We start from the raw sequence: 15,143 nt of genomic DNA, 5'->3' as shown, positions 1-15,143 counted from the left end.
CCTCGTGGTGACTCGGTGGTGGTACCGTCGATGCGGTGCCGAGACTGATCCACTTGAACGGGCCGTCCGGGATCGGGAAGTCGACGATCGCCCGGTGCTACGCCGAGCGGCACCCCGGGGTGCTCAACCTCGACACCGATCGGGTCGTCTGCCTCATCGGCGGCTGGCGGGACACCTTCTTCGAGACCTTCAAGGCCGCGCAGCTGCTCACCCTCGCCATGGCGGAGACGCACCTGCGGACCGGGCACGACGTCGTCATGCCGCAGCTCGCCACCCGCGTCGTCGACATCGAGGCGTTCGAGCGCGTCGCGGCGGGCTGCGGAGCCGAGTACCGCGAAATCCTGCTCACCGCCGGCAAGCCCGTGGCCCTGCGGCGGTTCGCCGAGCGCGCCGCGGCGGGGGATGCCTCGACCAAGGGGATCGACGACGTCCTGGCCGAACGCGGGGGCACTGCCGTGGTCGAACGGATCCACGACCAGCTCACCGCCTACCTGCCGCAGCGGCCCGCGTGCGTCGTGGTGCCGACCGACGGGCGGGCGCCCGCGGAAACCTACGAAGCCGTGCTCGCCCACCTGCGCGCGCGGTGACCGGGTCCGGTTCACTGGTCGGCATGGCGGGCATCCCGGAATTCGCGCTGCGGCAGATCGAGCGCTGGTGCGCCCGGCGCGTGCCCGAGCACCTGCGCGACCGGGTGCGGGTCGAGTGCCGGACGCGGGGCCGGGCCGTCACCATCGTCGAGCGGCGGGCGCAGGCCGGGCCGGAGTGGACGGAGCAGAAGATCGCGCAGTTGCGCGTCGACGACTTCGGCATCTGGTCGGTGCGGTGGGCCGACGCGGGTGGCCGGTGGCTGGCGCAGCAGGACGCGCCGGTCGCCAGCACGCCGCCGCCGTTGCTGGCCGAGATCGAACGGCGCTGCGATCGGGACTAGGCCGGCGGCGGGAAGCGGACCTCGTTCCGGTCGATCTTCGCGTGCGCCGCGGCGGCGAGGTCGACGCCGAGGCGGTCCGCCAGCTGGAGAAGGTACAGCGTGACGTCCGCGATCTCGTCGAGGACCTTCGCCTCCAGGTCGGGGTCCTCGCGCCACGCGTCGGACTCCTCCGGCGTGAGCCACTGGAAGAGCGAGGTCAGCTCGCCGACCTCGCCGGAAAGCGCCATCACGAGGTTCTTCGGGGTGTGGTACGGCTCCCAGGAGCGGGCCGCCGCGAAGCCGCGGAGGCGCTGGGTCACGTCGTCGAAGGTCACGGCGCCGATTGTCCCCGGTGGTCACGGTGCGCTAACGGCCGTATGGCGGACTGGCGTTGACCGGTGAATCTCTCACTCAATAGGTTGAACTTTGTCGGGATGCTTGCGGGGACTTGAGGCTGGGAAAGGAACGTCTTGAAGTACCTGCGATCCGTCCGCGGCCGCATGCTGTGCATCGCGTTCATCCCCGGCGGAGCGCTCGTCGTCGTCGCCTTGGTGATCGCCACTTTGCTGGTGCACCAAGCCCTTCGCACGCGCGACCTCGCGCTGGAGACGGCGGGCGCCGCGGATCGGACGGCCCGTGCCGTGGTCGCCCTGCAGAGCCAGCGGAGCGACGCGATGGCCTCGCCCGACCGGCGGACGTCCGCGTACGCCGATTTCACCCAGCGGATCGACACCGCCATCGCCGGCCTCCGCGACTACGCGCGTCGCGCCCCGGACGCCGAATCCGGCTACCAGCAGCTGACCGCCGTCGAGCTGCTTTCCGTCGCCGAAGGCATGTACCGCGCCGATTCCCTCGCCCTCGTCGGGCTCGACAGCGTGACGCGGCCGTCGTTCGCCGCCGCCGTGGCCGCCTACCGGGCCGAACTGGCCCGGGTCGGCCCGCAGCTCACCGACAGTGGCCGGACGGCGTACGAGTCGATCACGCGAAGCGCCGACTGGAGCAGGCTCGCCGCCGTCGAGGACGCGCTCGCCGCCGCCGAACCGCTGCCCGTCCCCGGCTCCACGTGGCGCAGCGCCGCGTACACCGTCTCCGAGCAGCTCGGCCGGCTGTACTCCCAGCAGAGCCAGTACGCCGTGCAGCTCACCCTCGACGACGGCCGCCGCACCCTCGGCGGCGCGCTCGCCGCGGGGACGGCGCTCCTGCTGTTCGCCGCGCTGCTGCTGGTCGTCGTTCGGCGGCTGGTCGCGCGGGTCCCGGTGCCGGTCGTCCCGATCATGGTGCCGACGCTCCGCGCGGCCATCCCGCAACCCCGGCACGCACGGTCACGAAGACCCCGGGTGCCGGAACCGTGGCCGCTGAAAGCCGTGCTCGACGACTTGCGACGTCGATGAGCCGTTCACGGAACGTCATGGATTACTCCGAAAAGAGCACGCGGTTGGCCCACACGCGCGTTCGGCGGGGTGGGGCAGACTGGTGCGCGTGAGTCCCGTCTCGGATCTTCGCCCCTACCTGCGCACTTTGGACGCGGAGACGCTGGTGGACCTGCTGCACGCCCAGGCCGAGCGTGACCCTGAGTTGCGTCATTCACTCGAACTCCGTGCCGCCACCCAATCCGGTGACGTCACCGAGGCGCACCGGCTGCTGGACACCGCGGTCACCGACGAAAACGGCGAGTACGCCGCGAAGGTCGGGGCGGTCCTCGACACGCTGCAGCGGATGCTCGACGCCGGCAGCCGCGCCGACCTGGCCCCGCTCGCCCGCCGCACGGTCGATGACATCAGCGAAGTGCTGGAACAGTCCGGCGACCACGCCGGCGACCTCGGCGACCGGCTCGACCGGGCCGTGGAGCTGTACGCCCGCGCGTGCGCCGCCCGGCCGCCGGACCCGGAGAAGCTGGCGGACTGGATCCTCGAAGTCGAGTTCGACGGGCCCGGCCGTCCGGTCATCGACCTCGCCGAGTTCGCGACGGCGCTGGGCGAGACCGGGCTCCGCCGGATCAAGTCCACAGTGGACGACGTGCTTTCGGCGAGCGAGGCCGGCCACCGCCGTGACGTGGCCGAACGGCTCCGCGAGCAGCTGGCCGAGGTGCTCGGCGACGTCGACGAGCTGGTCGCGATCCTGTCGGCCAAGCCGCCGCGGCGCGACGTCAGCCTCAAGATCGTCCGGGTCCTGCGGGCCGCCGGGCGGCACAGCGAGGCCATCGCGCACGCCGCCCGCGCGCTCACCCACGACAAGAACGGCCACGCGCCTGCCCCTGAGCCGCCGCCCGAGGACGACGAGGTTTCCCGGCGACGCAAGGACTTCGACGCCCGCCCGGACCGCGAAACGTACGCGGCGCTGCGTGAGGCGGCGCAGGCCGCGGGGAAGTGGACGACGCAACGGCGGGCCGCGCTGGCCCGGCTGCGCGAACTGGCGGCGGACGGCGTCGAGCAGGCCGACGAACTGGCCCGCGTGCTGCTCGACGACGGCCGTCCCGACGAGGCCTGGCGCGCGTGCGTCCGGTTCGGCGGGTCGCCGCGGCTCCGGCTCGAGCTGGCCGAGCAGCGGGCGGCCGAGCACCCGGCCGAGACGATCCCGGTCTTCCGCGAAGAGGTCGAAGAGCTCATCGAGCGCAAGGACCCGCAGGCCTACGCCGAGGCCGCGCGTCGGCTGAAGCTGTTGCGCACCTTGCACAAACGCGCCGAAACCCCGGACGAATTCACCGCTTACCTGGCTGCCCTGGTGGAAACCCACCGCCGGAAAACCCGCCTGATCACGGAAATCCGCACGGCCCGCATCGCCCTGCCCAAGGCCGTAACCTCGCCGCGCCCCCCTCGTTGACCGGGGTGAACCGGTGTTACACGTGCACCGGGGCACCGCAAGCCCGCCAAGGCGGTCACCCGCTCTGGCCAGCGACGTCGCGGTGGCCCTGTTCCGCCGTCCGGCTCGGCGCCTCCCCGTCGAGCAGCCGGCGGGACCCGCGCCAGGGCCACCGCGACCGGCCCTGTGACATCCGGGGCTTCGCCCCGGGCCGGGGCTCCGCCACCCGGACCCCCGCAAGCAGCCGGGCAGGTGAAAACATAGGCCCATGAGCCCGGTCAGTCGCGCCCGCAAGAAGGCCCCCCAGCCCGTCACCCACAGCGTGACCGGCTTGTTCAAGGAAATCCTGAACGACTTCTCGGCGCTGGGCGCCGACCCCGCGCCGGTCGACGTCGAACTGCTCGCTTCCGAGGTGCTCGGCCAGTTCCACGACGTGCCCGTCGAGGACGGCGAAGAACCGCTCGGCCTCGAACTGATCGCCTTCGCGCAGCGCAAGATCACCCCGGGCGCGGCCGCGCTGCTGGCCGCGCTGAAGGTCGTCGCGGAGACCGACGTCGAGCGCAAGGCCGCCGACGACGGCCTGCAGGTCGTCCTCGGCCGCGGCATCCCCGCGCCCGCCTGGGCCGCCGGCCTCGGCCGCGTCACCGCCGGCGAGTGCTGGCGGACCGGCGACGTCTACGGCGACGAGACGTCCCTGCTCTGCGTCTTCTCCCACGGCGACCAGGCGTACGGCCTGCTCGCGCTGCTCGACTTCACCGAGGCCGGCCGGGTGCGGGACCTCGTCGTGATCGAGCAGCCCGGCGACGTCCTCCGGGAGATGCGGGAGCAGGCCGACGCCGACCCGGAGCTGGTCCTGCTGGAGGCCGTCGACCCCGCCGAGGCGCACCGCCTGATCGCGGACGGCCTCGCGGCGACCGACCACCTCGACGAGGCCGACGTCAGCGAGGACTACGCCCGCTTCCACGCCGTCGCCCTCACCTGGTGCCGCGCGCTGCCGGAGCCCGCGCTCGTGCCCGAGGTGGCCGCGTGGTCCGACGACGAGCGCGCCGCGGTCGTCGAGCAGTTCGTCGCGGCGAGCGGCGAGGACGCCGGTGCCGCCCGCGCGATCGGCGGCCTGCTGCTGGAGCACGGGCTGCGCACCGACCCCGGTAACCCGCTGCGCATCGGCCCGGAGAAGGTCGCGCGGTTCCTCGAGGGCCTGCTGGGCGAGGAGTACGAGCTCGACGCCGACCACGAGGACGCCGTGGAGCCGGTCGTGCTGGCCTGGGTGCAGTGGACGGCGGAGCGGGCCGGGCTGTCCGAGACCGCCGTCGCCGCGCTCGACGAGGCCGTCGCGGACTACCTGAGCGAGTACACCGACGAAGACGACTCGCCGCTCGAGCGCTACTTCGGCGACGTCGGCGACCTGTCGCCGACCGAGCTGGCGGACGCGCTGGAGCGCCGGATGTTCGCCGTGCCGTCGCTGACCACGGAAATCGACGAGGAAGAGGTCGACCTCGACCCGACCGACGTCGACCAGCGCCGGGCGCTAGTCATCGCCGAAGCGGACGAAGACGAGGAAGAGCAGCGGCTGGTGCTGCGGGCGACGATCGTCGACCAGCTGTGGGACGACGAGCCCGCCGAGGTCTGGCTGGCCGTCCAGCGCCTGCAGGAGGGCGAGCTCGACCGCGACGAGATCTTCGAGCAGCTGATCGACGCACTGGAAGGCAGCCTGCTGGACACGGAAACGCTCGAATACGACGCCGACGGGTACCTCGAGGCGCTGGCCGAACTCTGACGGCTAGGTGAGGGGGTTGGCCGGTTCGGCGGGCTTCTCCTTGCGGCGGCGCTCCTGCAGCCGGTCGTCGAAGTCGACGACGAAGGTTCCCGCGGCCATCGCGATCAGCAAGGCCAGACCGAGCACCGCACCGACCCACGTGAGGATCATCGTGAACATCGTGGGCCTCCTCCCCAGCTCAGAGCCGTTTTCCTGACTCCTTCAGGGTCGCTTTCACGAGCGGCCGGGGGTATCGGCCAACCGGTTACGGCTGAACGGCCCGCCTCGGCCGATCGGCCGGATTCCGGCGCGGAGAGTCGCAAGCCCGCGACGAATCGTGGCCGCGCACTCGCACAGCGTGCGAATGCGCGGCATATGGGTGACGGACCGCGTCACCGATCCGACGGATCAGAGTTTGCGGAGCCGGACCCGGTTGATGGTGTGGTCGGCGTCCTTGCGGAGCACGAGCGTCGCCCGCGGCCGCGTCGGCTTGATGTTCTCCATCAGGTTCGGCTCGTTGATGGACCGCCACAGGTGCCGCGCCTCGGCGCGGGCCTCGTCGTCGGGCAGGCCGGCGAAGTGGTGGAAGTGCGACGCCGGGTCCGCGAACGCCGTGTGCCGCAGCTCCAGGAAGCGCTCGATGTACCAGCGCTGGATGTCGTCGGTGTGCGCGTCGACGTAGATGGAGAAGTCGAAGAGGTCGGACACCATCAGCCGTGGCCCCGGCTGCAGCACGTTCAGGCCCTCGAGGATGAGGATGTCGGGCTGCTGCACGACCTGCTCCTGACCGGGCAGGATGTCGTAGGCCAGGTGCGAGTACACCGGCGCGGTGACGCGCTCGGCGCCCGACTTGACCTCGGTGACGAACCGCAGCAGCGCACGGCGGTCGTAGCTCTCCGGGAAGCCCTTGCGGTGCATGATCCCGCGGCGCATCAGCTCGGCGCGCGGGTGCAGGAACCCGTCGGTGGTGACCAGGTCGACGCGGGGGTGGTCCGGCCAGCGGGCGAGCAGTGTGCGCAGGATGCGGGCGGTGGTCGACTTGCCGACCGCCACGCTCCCGGCGATGCCGATCACGTACGGGACCTTCGTGCCGCGACAGTCCTCGCCGAGGAACGTCGTCGTCGCCTCGTAGAGCCGCTGGCGCGCGGCGACCTGCAGGTTGATCAGGCGGGAAAGGGGGAGGTAGACGTCGGCCACCTCGGCCAGGTCGACCTGCTCGCCGAGACCGCGCAGCCGCTGCAGCTCCGCCGCCGTCAACGGCAACGGCGTCGAACTTCGCAGTTCTTTCCATTGTTCCCGGTGCAGCTCGACATACGGGCTGAGTTCGCGGACCCGGGTCATCGCACACTCCTCCGGCCGTCGCCTGCACTGGCGGACGTTTCACCTGCGTGATTAACGGTAGGGCTTACGGCTGGTGAACGCCCTGTGATGTAGTCCACCCCCTGACTTTCGGGGGATCACCGAGCGTGACGGTTCCCGAAGACCTCGTCCCAGGCCGCCGCGACCTGGCGGGCGCACGTGGCGGGGTCGACGCCGCCGACGCCGGTGCCGAGCCCCGGCATCGCGATCGTCTCGACGAACTCCCGCACCGGGCCGTGGTCGAGCCGGCCGTCGCGCCACTGGAGGAACACCGCGCGGGCCGCGAGGTAGGGGTGCACGGTGTCGGCGGGCAGCTGCTCGCCGGGCTCCCGCATGGTCGGCGCGCTGATGAGCCACGCCGGTTCGGCTTCGCCGGTCGGGACGATCACGGCCTCGCCGATCGGTAGCTCACCGCCGTGAAACGCCAGGACGGCGCTGCGGACGCTCTGCTCGACGCCGGGGAACGCCCGCGCGTAGACGGCGTCGATGCCGCCGCGCATCCAGCCGTAGGAGTTGGCCGGGCTGACCACGGCCTGGGCGACGACGTCGAGCACCGACCCGCGGTGCACCCGGACCCGGCCGGCCAGCTTTTCGGCGGCGGCTGTCCAGGCGGTGGCGAGTGGTTCATCGACGGCGCACAGCACCAGCTCCGGTGTGCGAGGGGAGACCGGCGGGTGGGTGCCCTCACGGCCGGTGTGCGTGCCCGAGTCGGCGGTCACACCCCTAAGCATCGCAAAAAAAGCCACCCGGCGTAACCGGTTCCCGTACCGGCTGTCCGAGTGAAAGTCGCCACGGCGAGGCCCCGTAGCCTGGGTTCTGTGTCACGGATCGCATACTTCGGCCCCCAAGGGACCTTCACCGAACAGGCCGCGCGGGTCCTCGCCGCCGGCGACGAACTGATTCCGGTCGAGACCGTCCGGCTGGCGATGACGGCCGTCCGCAAGGGCGAGGCGGACGCCGCGTGCGTCCCCATCGAGAACTCGGTCGAGGGCGTGGTGCCCGCCACGCTCGACGGCCTCAGCGAGTCGACGCCGCTGGTCGCCGTCGCCGAAGCCATCCTGCCGATCCACTTCAGCGTGCTGACCCGGCCCGGCGACCGGGAGATCCGGACCGTCGCCAGCCACCCGCACGCGCTCGCCCAGGTCCGCGACTGGCTGGAGGTCAACCTGCCGGACGCGCACCCGGTGGCGTCGTCGTCGACGTCGGCGGCCGCGGTCGGCGTGCTCGAGGGCCAGTTCGACGCCGCGGTCTGCGCGCCGGTCGCCGTCGAGCACTACGACCTCGAGGTGCTGGCCACCGAGGTCGCCGACGTCGACGACGCGGCGACGCGGTTCCTGCTGGTCCGCCCACCGGGCGAGCTGCCGGAGCCGACGGGCGCGGACCGGACGTCCGTGGTCGCCGCGGCCGCGAACCGGACCGGCACGCTCGCCGAGCTGCTCACCGAGCTGGCCACCCGCGGGATCAACCTGACCCGCCTCGACGCCCGGCCGACGCGGAACAACTTCGGCGAGTACCGGTTCTTCATCGACTTCGAGGGCCACGTGGCCGAGCCGCGGATCCTCGACGCGCTGACGGCGTTGCGCCGCCACTGCCGCCAGCTGCGGTTCCTGGGCTCGCACCCGCGGGCCGACGGAATCCGCACCACGATCGAGCCCGGCTTCGGCAACGACGACTTCGTCGAAGCGGCCGCCTGGTCCGAAGCGGTCCGCAAGGGGGACCTGGCGTGAGGCTGCTGCTCATCCGCCACGGCCAGACCGAAGGGAACGTCCGCGGCGCGCTCGACACCGCCCTGCCCGGCCCGCCGCTGACCGAGCTCGGCCGCTCACAGGCCGCGGAGCTGGCGGTGCGGCTGTCGGGCGAGCCGATCGTCGCGGTCTACGCGTCCCAGGCGACCCGCGCCCAGCAGACGGCCGCGCCCCTGGCGGCGCAGTTCTCCCTGGACGTCCAGGTCATCGACGGCGTCCACGAGGTCGTCGCGGGCGATCTGGAGGGCCACACCGAGCACGCGTCGATCCGGATCTACATGGACACGGTCCGGCGCTGGACCCTGGGCGAGCTGACCCCGTCACTGCCCGGCGGCGAGAGCGGCACGAGCGTGCGCACCCGCATGCTCGACGCGGTGGGCCGCCTCCGCGCAAAGCACGAACAGGCCGACCCGGACGGCGTGATAGCCCTGGTCAGCCACGGCGGCGCGATCCGCCTGTCGGCCGAATGGCTGGCCCCGAACGTCCACGCGGACGTCGCCAACGCGGCGCTGATCCCGAACACGGGACTGGTGGAGCTGGACGCCCGCCCGGACGGCCAGTGGCACTGCCTGACCTGGGTGGACACCCCGCTCTGACTCTCTCGCCGTGATCACCGGAACGTGTCCGCACGAAGCGCGAAAGTGCACCACATGGAAATAGAGTGTGTGGGTAATTAACTGATGGGAGCCAACCCATCCGGGGTTCGGTACGTCTACCGACCAGGAGCACCAACAAGGGAGGCGAGTGAAATGAAGCTTTCACGGTTGTTCCCGGTCCTCGCGGCTTCGGCCGGCGTCCTCGCGCTGTCCGCCTGCGGGAGTGGCGGCACCACCCCGGCGGCCAGCAGCTCGACGCCGTCGACCTCGGCGTCGCCCACCTCGACCACGGTCACCGCGACTTCGACCCCGAGCACTTCGGCGCCCGCCGCGCCGCCGGTGGCCGCGCCGGCGGACGACGGGCTCTGCAAGTCGGGGGACGTCAAGCTCTCGCTCGGCCAGGGTGACGCCGGGGCCGGGTCGGTCTACCGGCCACTGCTCATCACGAACTCCAGCGGGAAACCGTGCACCATCCAGGGGTTCCCCGGGGTGTCCTACGTGGCCGGTGAAGACGGGCACCAGGTCGGCAAGGACGCCTTCCGCGACGGCACCAAGGGCAACGCCGTCAAGCTGAACCCCGGCCAGACCGCCGCCGCCGACATCCAGTTCGTGAACGTGCGGAACTTCGACCCGGGCACCTGCCAGCCGACAGCGGTGAAGGGCCTGCGGATCTACCTGCCGCAGGAGACCGCGTCGAACTTCGTGCCCGCCGACGGAACCGGCTGCGCCAGCACGAAGATCCCCGGCAACCAGCTCGCGGTGAAGACGGTCCACCCGGCCTAACCCGGGCCCCGCCCACCTTCAACGGACGGGCTTCGCCCGGCTGTTCAGATCCTGGCGCAGATCTCCTGCGCTTGAACCAGGTGCCGCTGGCCGGAGATGTCGTTGAAGTGCAGGCTCAGCACCATCCGGCTGACGCCGTCGATGTGGTCGGCCAGCGGCTGGTAGTTCGCGTTGACCTGGGCGGCGGCCGCGGACAGGGCGCGCGCCGCCGTCATCCGCTGCAGCCGCTCGCCGCTGAGGCCGGGCGTCAGCGACGGCTGCGCGTCCCGGCTCGTGTCGGGCAGCTCGCCGACGCGGTCGAGCGCCTGGCACGCCGCGACGGCGTCTTCGAGCGCGCCGGCGTGCACGCCGGACAGCCCCCAGAGCAGGCCGATCACGCTGCCGCCCAGCACGAAGCCCGCCACGGCGCACAGCACCAGCAGCCGGCGTGACGGCGAGGCCGTCCTCGGCTCGTCGGGGTCGCCCGAAGACTCGTCGAAGTCGGGACCGGCGTCGGTGCCGGTGCCGGTGCCCGGGTCCACGGTGCGCATAGCCGCCTCCTCACCACCTGGGTGAGGAGACATTTCAGCTCACAATCCGGGATCGTGGTGCGTCAGCGCCGTGGCTGAGTCCGATTTGTCATCGAGCGAGAACCGCCGCAGCGCCGCGAACGCGAACGCGGCGATCACCAGCATCGCCACCCCGGACACGGCGAACGTCCGCGCCGCCGAGCCGAGTTGCCTGGTCAGCACCCCGCCGAGCAGGGCGCCCAGCGGGATCGCGCCCCAGACGACCGTGCGCCACACCCCGAGCACCCGGCCGAGGAGCTCGCCGGGCACCAGCGTGTGCCGGGCGGTCGCGAGGACGACGTTCACCGCGACGACGGCGGCCGCGAACAGGCCGAACAGCGCCGCGCCGGCGACCGGCGAGCGCACCAGGCCCATCCCGCCGAAGCCGGCGCCGCAGCCGAGGATCCCGCCGACCACGACCGCGCGACGGCCGGCCGCGCGCACCAGCCGCGGGGCGACGCCCGCGCCGAGCAGCCCGCCGATCCCGCCGACGAACGCGAAGAACCCGAACGTCGCGTCGGACAGGTGGAGGTCGTCGAGCGCGTAGAGCACCAGCTGCGCCTGCGCGAGCTCACTGACCAGGCTGAGCAGCCCGGCGATGACGACCAGCCGCAGCAGCAGCGCGTGGCCGCGCAGCCAGCGCAGGCCGTCGGCCAGCTCGGTGCGCAGCGGGGCCGGCGGTTCCTCGCCGCGACCGCGGTAGGTGCCGGCCAGCCCGAGCAGCACCGCGGCCGCGACCGCGAAGCCGGCGGAGTTGAGGATGAACGGGAAGGCGGCGAAGAGCGCGAAGGTCAGGCTGCCGACCGGGCCGCCGAGGAACGTCTGGCCGACGATCTCGCACGCCTGCAGCTTGCTGTTGGCCGCGTCGAGCGAGCCGTCGCCGACGACCGCCGGGATCAGGGCGTTGGCGGCGCTGTCCGCGATGGTCTCGGCCGTGCCGATGATCAGCGCGGTCAGGTAGACCAGCCAGATCGTCATACCGCCGGCGGCGACGAGCCCGGCCAGCACGCCGACGGCGACGGCGCGGGCGGTGTTCGCGACGATCATCGCGCGCCGCCGGTCGATCCGGTCGACCAGCGCGCCGGCGACCGCGGCGAACAGCAGCCACGGCAGGAACTGCGTGGCCGACAGCCCGGCGATGAGCACCGGGTCGTGCGTCAGGGTCGTGGCCAGCAGCGGCAGCGCGACCTTGCCCATCCCGTCCCCCAGGTGGGACGCCGCGCTCGACGTCAGCAGCCACGTGAGTCTTCGAGGAGGGTTCATCGGGGCCCCCACACTCATCGCAGTCGCCCAATGACTTCGGGTAACAGGATAAGGGTGTCGTCACCCGATCGTGGTCACAGAGTCACTACTAGTGGCTCAACCCCACCCGAGCTCGTGCAGCCGGGCGTCATCGATGCCGAAGTGGTGGCCCAGCTCGTGCACGACGGTGATGAGCACTTCCTCGACAACCTCGTCCTCGTCTTCGCACATCGAGAGGATCGGCTGCCGGTAGATCGAGATCCGGTCGGGCAGCACACCGCCGTACGACGACGTCCGCTCGGTCAGCGCGATCCCGTGGTAGAGCCCGAGGATGTCCGGCGCCTCGTCGTTGAACTCCTCGACCAGCACGACGACGTTGTCCATCGCCCGCGCGAACTCGGGCGGCACCTCGTCCAGCGCCTCGGAGACCAGTTCTTCGAACCGCTCCCGGCTCATCTCGACGGGCATCAGCCGCTCTGCTTCGTCGACGGCGGGGCGGAGTTCGCCGTGGCCGGGCCGCCGCCCCCGTCCGACGGCGGGCCGCCGTCCTGGGGCTGGCCGCCGTCGGCGCCCGCCGGGGCCGCCTTGATGCTGCCGGTTACCGCCTGAAGGCCGCTGTTGTCCGGCAGCTTCGCCGCCACCTTGCAGTTGACCTTGGTCGAGCCGGCGTCCCAGCTTTCCTGCTCGCGCAGGTCCCAGGTGAGGATCAGGTGCTTGGCGTCGAGGTCGGCGCCGCCGGTGTAGTCCGAGGCCGCCTTGTTGCACTCGGTGTCGAGCCAGCTCTTCTGGTCGTCCTGCGAGGGGTAGCCGTCCTTGAACTTCGACTTGAGGTCGAGGGTCGCGACGATCTCGTAGGAGTGCGGCTTCGCGCAGTCGACCGGATCGCCGACGCCCTTGCCGAGCAGCCCCAGGCAGGTGCCCGGCTCGAAGACCAGCGACTGGTCCTGCTCCTTGGCCGGCCCGGTCGTCGGCAGCAGCTTGCCGCCGGCGCCCGCCCACTGGAGGCCGCACCGCAGCTGCCGGTCGCCGTCCTCCCACTGCGACGGCGTCGGGCGCAGCAGGTTCGTCGTGAGCTTGCCGTACGGATCGAGGTTGTGCCCGAGGTACGGCTTGACGTCCGAGCTGCACTTCGACTGCGCGATCTGCTGCCACTGCTCCAGCGTCGGCACCGGCGCGCCCTCCGGGAACTGGGGGCCGATGTCCACGAGCGCGGTCACCTCGAACAGGTGCGCCTCGGTGCAGGCCACCTTGCGCGCGTCGCTCGCGTCCGGGTTGTCCCAGGTCAGACAGCTGCCCGGGGGCGAGTGGAAGGCTTCTTCGGCGGCCGCGGACAGCTTGCCGGCGCCACCTCCGGACCCGCCGGTGATGCCGTCGCTCCAGGAGAAGACGACACTGAGGGCGAGCGCGATGAGCGCGCCCGCGAAGATCCCGCCCATCACGACGCGGGTGCGCAGCGTCTGCGTGGCGGTGGGGAACCGATCGGCGCTGGGAGACATCGCAGTCCATGATGCCCGCGCCGCGCGCGACGTGCGCGATCCGGGTGGTTAGGGTGGGTCACGGTTTCGTGGTGGCCGGGATTACGGAGCGCACATGACGCAGGACAGCAACACTGGGGACCAGCCGCCCCCCGAGCCGCCGAAGCGCGGATCGATGAGATTCCAGGACTCGAACACGCAGCCTCGGCAGCCCTCGGTGGCCGAGCAGCGCGCGCGCCGGCAGGCGCTCGCCCAGGAGGAACGCGACCAGGAACTGGCGCGCCAAGCCGACGCCAAGGCGTCCACGCGGCGCAAGATCCTGATCGGCAGCGGTGTCACCGTCGGGCTCGTCGGTCTGGTCGCGACGTTCTACACGGTCGCGAAGCCGAACAACGTGACCGCGGTCTGCACCGACGCGGGCGGCGTCGTCCAGAACGACGACTACTGCGACGACAACTACGTCACCAGCCACGGCGGCTACCACAGCGGCGGCTTCCTGTTCCTCCCGATCGGTGGTGGCGGCTACAACAGCTACCGCTACAACTACGGCGGCACCGGCGTCATCGGGCAGCGCGTGTCCGGCGGCTCCTACGACCCGCCGTCGTCGCGGACCAACGTCAACACGAAGTCCGGCAAGTCCGTCCAGCGCGGCGGCTTCGGCATCAGCGGCAAGAGCGGCAGCACCGGGGGCACCGGCGGCAGCGGCAAGAGCGGGGGATCGTAGGTGTACCGGGACCGGCGTGAGCCGCGGCGCGACTGGCAGCGGATCGTCGAGGAGCAGGGACTCGTCTACGGCACGCCGGCCCGCGACAGCAGCGGCCGGGTGCGGCCGTACTGGGACGAGTCGGTGCACTACGTCTTCGACATGGACGAGGTCCTGTCGCTCGAGGCCGACGTCGAACTGCTCCACTCGATGTGCCTCGAAGCCGTCGACAACGTCGTGACCACCGAGGGCTACCAGCGGTTCGGCATCCCCGAGTGGGTCTGGCCGCACATCGCCGAGTCGTGGAAGCGGCAGGACCCGCACGTCTACGGCCGGTTCGACCTGCGCTACGACGGCAAGTCGCCGGCGAAGCTGCTGGAGTACAACGCGGACACGCCGACCACGCTGCTGGAGGCGTCGCTGCTGCAGTGGCACTGGAAGACCGACGTCTTCCCGGACGACAACCAGTGGAACTCGATCCACGAGAAGCTCGTCGAGCGCTGGTCGGCGCTGCAGGACAAGCTGCCGTCGAACGAGCTGCACTTCACCTGGTCGGCGGCCGATCCGAGCGGCGAGGACAACGTCACCACGGCGTACCTGCAGGAGACGGCGGCCGAGGCCGGGCTCGACACGGTGGGGCTGGCGATCGAGGAGATCGGCTGGGACCCGGTGCTCAAGCGGTTCGTCGACCTCGAAGAGCGGCAGATGGCGACCGTGCTGAAGCTGTACCCGTGGGAGTGGGTGGTCGACGAGGAGTTCGGCCGCCACGCCGTCGAGTCCCTGCCGCGGACGCTGTGGATCGAGCCGCTCTGGAAGATGATCCTCTCCAACAAGACGCTCCTGGCGATCCTGTGGGAGAACTACCCGGGCCACCCGAACCTGCTGCCCGCGTTCGCCGACGACCCCGGTCTGCTCACCGAGTACGTCCGCAAGCCGAAGCTGGGCCGTGAAGGCGCGAACGTGCAGATCGTCGCCACCGGGTACGAGACCCAGACCGACGGCGTCTACGGCGCCGAAGGCTTCGTCTACCAGGCGTTCGACCCGCTGCCCGAGTTCGACGGCTACCGGCCGGCGCTCGGCGCGTGGATCGTCGGCGACAGCTCCGCCGGCCTGGGGATCCGGGAGACCGGGGGGCTGGTCACCGACGACGGTGCGGCATTTGTCCCACATCGCATCCCCGAGTCGTGATACAACACCGCTGCTGATCAGCTCTTTTCTCCTGGGAGACAA

General features: G+C 71.5%; 18 protein-coding genes. 10 read left to right on the top strand and 8 right to left on the bottom strand.

Annotated features, from left to right (window positions below):
- Positions 1-35: 35 nt before the first annotated feature.
- Together ACH54P_RS28525 and ACH54P_RS28520 are read left to right on the top strand one after the other, a co-directional pair.
- Positions 36-587, top strand: a complete 552-nt coding sequence (locus ACH54P_RS28525; protein ID WP_489906417.1) for a P-loop nucleotide/nucleoside kinase family protein — start codon at positions 36-38, stop codon at positions 585-587.
- A 23-nt stretch (positions 588-610) separates the two neighbouring features.
- Complete coding sequence (locus ACH54P_RS28520; RefSeq protein WP_489906416.1) at positions 611-928, top strand: DUF3024 domain-containing protein; 318 nt, start codon at positions 611-613, stop codon at positions 926-928.
- Here ACH54P_RS28520 and ACH54P_RS28515 read toward each other — a convergent pair.
- A complete protein-coding gene (locus ACH54P_RS28515) occupies positions 925-1,242 on the bottom strand; it encodes a nucleotide pyrophosphohydrolase (protein WP_489906415.1) in 318 nt (105 codons plus the stop codon). The two genes, ACH54P_RS28520 and ACH54P_RS28515, sit on opposite strands and share 4 nt — an antisense overlap.
- A 135-nt stretch (positions 1,243-1,377) precedes the next feature.
- On the opposite strand from ACH54P_RS28515, the gene ACH54P_RS28510 reads away from it, so the two are divergent.
- The 3 genes from ACH54P_RS28510 (at position 1,378) to ACH54P_RS28500 (ending at position 5,483) form a co-directional block, all read left to right on the top strand.
- A complete protein-coding gene (locus ACH54P_RS28510) occupies positions 1,378-2,298 on the top strand; it encodes a nitrate- and nitrite sensing domain-containing protein (protein WP_489906414.1) in 921 nt (306 codons plus the stop codon).
- Between the two features lie 88 nt (positions 2,299-2,386).
- A complete protein-coding gene (locus ACH54P_RS28505) occupies positions 2,387-3,727 on the top strand; it encodes a hypothetical protein (protein ID WP_489906413.1) in 1,341 nt (446 codons plus the stop codon).
- 247 nt (positions 3,728-3,974) lie between these two features.
- Positions 3,975-5,483 (top strand): hypothetical protein, encoded by a 1,509-nt coding sequence (locus ACH54P_RS28500; protein WP_489906412.1) that lies wholly within the window; start codon positions 3,975-3,977, stop codon positions 5,481-5,483.
- Between the two features lie 3 nt (positions 5,484-5,486).
- On the opposite strand, the gene ACH54P_RS28495 is transcribed toward ACH54P_RS28500, so the two are convergent.
- From ACH54P_RS28495 to ACH54P_RS28485, 3 genes are all read right to left on the bottom strand, one after another.
- Entirely contained in the window at positions 5,487-5,642 is a 156-nt protein-coding gene (locus tag ACH54P_RS28495; protein ID WP_489906411.1) for a hypothetical protein, read from the bottom strand.
- A gap of 228 nt (positions 5,643-5,870) precedes the next feature.
- Positions 5,871-6,803 carry a type I pantothenate kinase gene (gene coaA / locus ACH54P_RS28490; RefSeq protein WP_489906410.1) on the bottom strand — a complete coding sequence of 311 codons (933 nt, stop codon included), beginning with the start codon at positions 6,801-6,803 and terminating at the stop codon, positions 5,871-5,873.
- Between the two features lie 116 nt (positions 6,804-6,919).
- Complete coding sequence (locus ACH54P_RS28485) at positions 6,920-7,540, bottom strand: macro domain-containing protein (protein WP_489906409.1); 621 nt, start codon at positions 7,538-7,540, stop codon at positions 6,920-6,922.
- Positions 7,541-7,639: 99 nt separating this feature from the next.
- Between ACH54P_RS28485 and pheA the strand changes: the two genes are divergently transcribed.
- The 3 genes from pheA (at position 7,640) to ACH54P_RS28470 (ending at position 9,945) form a co-directional block, all read left to right on the top strand.
- Positions 7,640-8,548: a prephenate dehydratase gene (pheA, locus tag ACH54P_RS28480; protein ID WP_489906408.1), complete on the top strand. Its 909-nt coding sequence runs from the start codon at positions 7,640-7,642 to the stop codon at positions 8,546-8,548.
- Positions 8,545-9,162, top strand: coding sequence for a histidine phosphatase family protein (locus tag ACH54P_RS28475; protein WP_489906407.1), 618 nt, complete (start codon positions 8,545-8,547; stop codon positions 9,160-9,162). The genes pheA and ACH54P_RS28475 overlap by 4 nt, the downstream gene beginning before the upstream one ends.
- A gap of 153 nt (positions 9,163-9,315) precedes the next feature.
- Positions 9,316-9,945: a DUF4232 domain-containing protein gene (locus ACH54P_RS28470; protein ID WP_489906406.1), complete on the top strand. Its 630-nt coding sequence runs from the start codon at positions 9,316-9,318 to the stop codon at positions 9,943-9,945.
- A gap of 44 nt (positions 9,946-9,989) precedes the next feature.
- Here the strand turns inward: ACH54P_RS28470 and ACH54P_RS28465 are convergent, their stop codons facing one another.
- From ACH54P_RS28465 to ACH54P_RS28450, 4 genes are all read right to left on the bottom strand, one after another.
- Complete coding sequence (locus tag ACH54P_RS28465) at positions 9,990-10,475, bottom strand: hypothetical protein (protein WP_489906405.1); 486 nt, start codon at positions 10,473-10,475, stop codon at positions 9,990-9,992.
- Positions 10,476-10,514: 39 nt separating this feature from the next.
- Complete coding sequence (locus ACH54P_RS28460; protein WP_489906404.1) at positions 10,515-11,756, bottom strand: MFS transporter; 1,242 nt, start codon at positions 11,754-11,756, stop codon at positions 10,515-10,517.
- 96 nt (positions 11,757-11,852) lie between these two features.
- Positions 11,853-12,203, bottom strand: coding sequence for a metallopeptidase family protein (locus ACH54P_RS28455; RefSeq protein ID WP_372667721.1), 351 nt, complete (start codon positions 12,201-12,203; stop codon positions 11,853-11,855).
- The gene (locus ACH54P_RS28450) at positions 12,203-13,231 is read right to left on the bottom strand and encodes a septum formation family protein (RefSeq protein WP_489906403.1); all 1,029 of its coding nucleotides are present in this window, start codon (positions 13,229-13,231) and stop codon (positions 12,203-12,205) included. Before ACH54P_RS28450 ends, ACH54P_RS28455 begins: the two co-directional genes overlap by 1 nt.
- A 154-nt stretch (positions 13,232-13,385) precedes the next feature.
- On the opposite strand from ACH54P_RS28450, the gene ACH54P_RS28445 reads away from it, so the two are divergent.
- Positions 13,386-13,934 (top strand): hypothetical protein, encoded by a 549-nt coding sequence (locus ACH54P_RS28445; protein ID WP_489906402.1) that lies wholly within the window; start codon positions 13,386-13,388, stop codon positions 13,932-13,934.
- Complete coding sequence (locus ACH54P_RS28440) at positions 13,935-15,101, top strand: glutathionylspermidine synthase family protein (protein ID WP_489906401.1); 1,167 nt, start codon at positions 13,935-13,937, stop codon at positions 15,099-15,101. It abuts the gene before it with no gap.
- Positions 15,102-15,143: the final 42 nt, after the last annotated feature.

It is taken from the genome of Amycolatopsis sp. N2S4-7, assembly GCF_058119595.1.
This window is presented reverse-complemented; position numbering and strand designations above follow the sequence as displayed.